This window comes from Chryseobacterium sp. HMWF035, assembly GCF_003094695.1.
Taxonomy (GTDB): Bacteria; Bacteroidota; Bacteroidia; order Flavobacteriales; family Weeksellaceae; genus Chryseobacterium; species Chryseobacterium gambrini.
Genome location: NZ_QEHP01000155.1, coordinates 1 through 5,077, shown reverse-complemented (window position 1 = coordinate 5,077; position 5,077 = coordinate 1). Strand labels below are relative to the sequence as shown.

Here is a 5,077-nt window from a genome sequence, read left to right as displayed (position 1 = left end):
TATTAATCATTTTTGCAGGAGGAAATCCAGACAAAGTTTTCAAAACATAAAAGAGGTCGGATTTCTTCCGACCATGACTAGCAAAGCCGCCGCCGAAACCTCAAAAAAGCGAGTAGCGAAAGCTGAAAAAAGCTCCTGAAAAAGGGAATTTTTTGGTGGTTGATGGTTGATAGTTGATGGTTGATGGTTGATGGTTGAAATTTACAGAATAAACAGAAAGTAGAAATTTAGTTTTTAAATTTATTCATAAAAAAAGAGACCATCGCTTGATGATCTCTTTCTGTATGTTGAAAAAATATTCTTAGAATAATTCTTTTCTGATGATATTCTGGCTTCTTTCAGGACCAACAGAAACCAAATAAACGTTGATTCCTAAATATTTTTCGATAAACTCGATGTATTCCTGAGCGGTTTGCGGAAGTTCGTCGTAGCTTCTGGCTTTCGTGATATCTTCGTTCCAACCTGGCAAATCCTGATAGATCGGTTCGTAGTTGTATAATTTTTCGGTGGATGAAGTGAAATAATCGATGATTTTTCCGTCTTCTGTTTTGTAATGTGTAACGACTTTTAAATTTTCAATTCCTGTAAGAACGTCTAATTTTGTAATCACTAAATTATTGATTCCGTTGATCATACAAGCGTGCTTTAAAGAAACAAGGTCTAACCAGCCTGTTCTTCTAGGTCTTCCTGTCGTTGCTCCGAATTCTCCTCCGATCTGTCTGATTTTCTCACCCAGTTCGTTATCCAGTTCTGAAGGGAAAGGTCCGTTTCCAACTCTTGTACAGTATGCTTTGGCAACACCAATTAAGTTCTGCAGCGAAGTCGGCGGAACTCCCGCTCCTGTACAAACGCCTCCTGTAGACGGAGAGGATGAAGTTACGTAAGGATACGTTCCGAAGTCGATATCCAGCATTAAAGCCTGCGCTCCTTCGAATAAAACATTTTTACCGTCTCTGATCGCTTCATTCAGTTCAAGTTCGGTATCTACGATTCTGTCCTGAAGCTGTTTTCCGATTTCTAAATATTCGTTGTAAATTTCTTCAACGTCCAATGTAGGTTTTCCGAAGTATTTTTCAAAAAGAGAATTCTTGATTTTTAAGTTTTTCTCGATTTTGTCTCTTAAAATCTCAGGATTCAAAAGGTCGATCATTCTGATTCCCACTCTTGCAATTTTATCTTCATAGCAAGGTCCGATTCCTTTTTTCGTTGTCCCAATCTGCGTTCCTCCGTGCTCTTCTTCACGGTACGTATCCAAAAGAATGTGGTAAGGCATGATGACATGCGCTCTTCTGCTGATGAAAATGTGATCTGTCTTTAAGCCCTTGCTTTCGATCTGATTCACCTCCTTAATGAAAGATTTAGGATTTACCACTACTCCGTTCGCAATGATACATTTCCCTTTGCACTGAAGAACTCCCGATGGAAGAAGGTGCAAAACGAATTTCTCTTCACCTACATAAACTGTGTGACCCGCGTTGTCTCCCCCTTGGAAACGTACAACGTAATCTGATTTTGCCGATAAAACATCCGTGATTTTTCCTTTACCTTCATCTCCATACTGAAGACCTACAACTACGTAAGTTGACATATTTTACTTTTATTTTAGATTCATGCAAAATTACTTTTAAAAAATTGGGTGGGCAAATTTGTGGCGGATTTTATTTTTTGAGTGGGTGGAAATTATGAGGTTGGGAAAATTATTGTTAAATTTGATTAAAACTAATTCCATAAAAATAAATAATGAGTATAAAAGGTATGATTATTAAAACAATTGTCACTACAATTGTCAAAGAAGGTATTTCAGCAGTAAAAAAAACGTTAGAGAATCACAAAATTGAACTTATTGTTAATCAAGAAGATCTTGAAAATGCTATTTATCAGCATAACGAATTTATAATTAATACAACTAAATTTATTTCATTTAAAGAATTAAAAGGAAATAAAAGTTTAAAAGATACTTATATTGACTTAGACATTCAGCTAGAACCAAGACGACAAAAATTTCCCGAAGAAAATGATATTAGACGGAATATTGAAACGATATTACTAGGAAATAAAGATAAAAATCACATTGTTATTTTAGGCGGACCAGGAGCAGGGAAAACAACCACAGTAAAGCATATTTGTCAGTTAATTCTAAATACTGAAATTGACATTGATTTTTCATTTCCTATATTAATTAATTTAAGAGACATCAATGATTCTGAATCAATATATTCAATACTTAAAACAACTTTAGGCATTGAAGTTTTTGCTAAAGATAAAGATAAAACTTTTAATATTGATAATGTAAACCTTAGAAATAGATATATAAATAGCTATTTAAACAGTTTAAAAGCAATTTTAATTTTAGATGGATTTGATGAAATAAAACCTACAAGAGTTGACATTTTTTATCAAGAAATTAAATCATTAATGTCAAATTTATCATCAACAGTTGTTATATTAACATCCAGAAGTCCATCCTATAATTATACTATAGAAAATTCTATTGAATATGAAATCTGTGATTTAAATGATGATCAAACTTTGGAATTTTCAGAAAAATGGTTTTCAGAAAAGCAAAAATCAGATAGTTTTTTAAAAGAACTCAGAAAATCGAAATTTTACGACCTATCCTTGAGACCTTTAACTCTTGCGCATTTATGTGCAATATATGAAAGAACAGGTAAATTTTATGACAAACCTAAATCAATTTACAAAAAACTTGTTAGGATACTGATTGATGAATGGGACGAACAAAGGGGAATCGTAAGAGAATCCAATTATGCCAACTTTGATAGTGAACAAAAATTTGAGTTTTTAGCTCAATTTGCCTTCGATTTAACAGTGAATTATTCCCAAAAAAAATATTCTGAAGATATTTTCATTGATACCTATAACAGAATTTATGAAGATTTTAATTTACCCCTTAAAGAAAACAAAAAGGTTATAAAAGAAATTGAGAGTCATAATGGTATAATAGTTAAATCAGCATATGATCAATACGAATTTGTACATAAATCTATGCAAGAATATTTGGCTGCCGAATATATAGTTAAGTTACCTGAAATTCCAGTTAAACTATTTTATGATACAAATATTTCCAATGAATTAGCCGTTGCGGTATCATTATCGTCAAAGCCTAATCAATATTACTATAAACTAGTTTTTGAAATTTTCACTAAACAAAACTTAAGCCCTCAATTTGCACTCGAATTTTTGAGTAGATTAGAGTATGAAAAACCGAACTTTAAAGAACACTTATTAATTCCATTTAGTTTTATATATATATTAAATTTACTTTCAGAATATTTATTTGATGAAAGAAATTATGTCAATAAAGAATTTATTGAAAGTTTCAACAGTATAATCTATAAATTTAATAATCACATAGAATATAAAACTTTATTTAAAAAACTAACATTTTTTGTAGACGAAGACGAAATAGAAACAGATCCAGATGATGAGGGCAATAGTTTATATATAATGTTTATAAACGATCTAGAAAATGAGATTGACCAAGAAACATTATATTCAATAGATATTACTCAAAAATTCCGCATCCCTGTGCAATTTTATGATGAATTTATTTATCTTTAAATTTTCTTAAAATAATACTAAATTCCGCATTTTGAAGATCTAAATTATTCATCAATTTTATTAGTTTCATTAATTCCATTTTGAAAAAATACCAAAAACTGGTATTTTTGATTTAAAATTAAAATAATGGCAAAAAACACATCCATCTTATTAGGCGATTATTTCGAGAAATTTATCAGTCAACAGATTAAATCGGGAAAATTCTCTTCTGCAAGTGAAGTTGTGAGAGCTGCGTTACGAATGTTTGAGTATGAGGAATCTAAAAAATCAGAATTAATCAACGAATTAAAAAAAGGTGAAAAATCCGGATTCGTGGAGAATTTTGACCGTAAAGAATTTTTGAAACATCTTCATCAGAAATATTCTGCTGAATAATGAAATACAAAATCAGCAAAGAAGCATCAATTGATTTAGAAAAAATTTGGCTGTACACATCCGAAATCTGGTCAAAAGAACAGGCAGATCATTATTTCGACTTACTGATGGATGAAATTGAATATCTATCTGATAATCCAAAATCAGGAAAAGATTATAATGAAATCCGAAAAGGATATTTTCGTTCAAGAGTGAAATCGCACTTTATCTTTTATAAAATCAATCTTAAAAACGAAGAAATTGAAATCATAAGAATTCTTCATCAACAGATGGACATTTCTTCAAGATTGGAAGAATAAATCAACCCTCACAGGTTTTGAAAACCTGTGAAGGTTGAACAAATTCACCTACAATAACGGCGTATTCAGAAAATCATTCAAAGGCTTCATCACTTTAAAGATTTTGGCAAGATTTTTCACGGCATTTTTATCGAAAACGTCTTCATCTTTCAGGTTATAAACCACGATAAAACTTTTCAGTTTGAGGTACTCTCCCATCGGATCTTCCTTTTCAAAACCCTGCGGAATTTTTTTCAGCTTATCATCCTGATCAAGCTCCGGAAAATACCTTTTAAATTCTTTGTTATTGATGACTTTAAGGAAATCCTCTCCATATAAAGAAATTTCCTTTCTCAACTCCTTTAAAACTGAAGATTCGGGCATATAAATTCCTCCGGCAATGAACGATTTCCCCGGTTCCAGATGCAGATAATATACGCCTTTCTGACTTCCTTTCCCCATTCCCAGTGACGCTCCGAAATTCGTTTTGTAAGGGATTTTATCTTTTGAAAATCGTGTATCCCTGTAAATTCTGAACAGAGATTTTTTAGCATCAATTTTTCCCAGCTCATCATCAAAACCAGACATTTCTTTAATGAGATCTTCAAGGAAAGCAATCACATTTTCCTGAGATTCCGTGTAAAGGTTTTTATTTTCCGTAAACCATTCGCGGTTATTGTTAACGGTAAGTTGATTAAGAAAATCGAACACTTTTGGAGAAATTGTTGCAGACATCATTCTGTAAAGTTTTTTTATTTTAAATTTAAAAAGATACAATTGTAATGATTCAAATGTACAAAAACCGAAGTATTTTTAATTATACTTTTTCTAGATAAATAATG

At 31.5% G+C, this 5,077-nt stretch carries 5 protein-coding genes; 3 read left to right on the top strand and 2 right to left on the bottom strand.

Annotated features, from left to right (window positions below; translation table 11 throughout):
* Nucleotides 1–301 precede the first annotated feature (301 nt).
* Nucleotides 302–1,588, bottom strand: a complete 1,287-nt coding sequence (locus DD829_RS23320) for an adenylosuccinate synthase (protein ID WP_076392183.1) — start codon at nt 1,586–1,588, stop codon at nt 302–304.
* A 152-nt stretch (nt 1,589–1,740) separates the two neighbouring features.
* Between DD829_RS23320 and DD829_RS23315 the strand changes: the two genes are divergently transcribed.
* From DD829_RS23315 to DD829_RS23305, 3 genes are all read left to right on the top strand, one after another.
* The gene (locus tag DD829_RS23315) at nt 1,741–3,582 is read left to right on the top strand and encodes an NACHT domain-containing protein (RefSeq protein WP_116548216.1); all 1,842 of its coding nucleotides are present in this window, start codon (nt 1,741–1,743) and stop codon (nt 3,580–3,582) included.
* Between the two features lie 126 nt (nt 3,583–3,708).
* Nucleotides 3,709–3,957, top strand: a complete 249-nt coding sequence (locus DD829_RS23310; RefSeq protein WP_116548215.1) for a type II toxin-antitoxin system ParD family antitoxin — start codon at nt 3,709–3,711, stop codon at nt 3,955–3,957.
* Entirely contained in the window at nt 3,957–4,256 is a 300-nt protein-coding gene (locus tag DD829_RS23305; RefSeq protein WP_116548214.1) for a type II toxin-antitoxin system RelE/ParE family toxin, read from the top strand. The genes DD829_RS23310 and DD829_RS23305 overlap by 1 nt, the downstream gene beginning before the upstream one ends.
* A 48-nt stretch (nt 4,257–4,304) precedes the next feature.
* Here DD829_RS23305 and DD829_RS23300 read toward each other — a convergent pair whose 3' ends face one another.
* Entirely contained in the window at nt 4,305–4,973 is a 669-nt protein-coding gene (locus DD829_RS23300) for a DUF2461 domain-containing protein (RefSeq protein WP_228408279.1), read from the bottom strand.
* Nucleotides 4,974–5,077 lie beyond the last annotated feature (104 nt).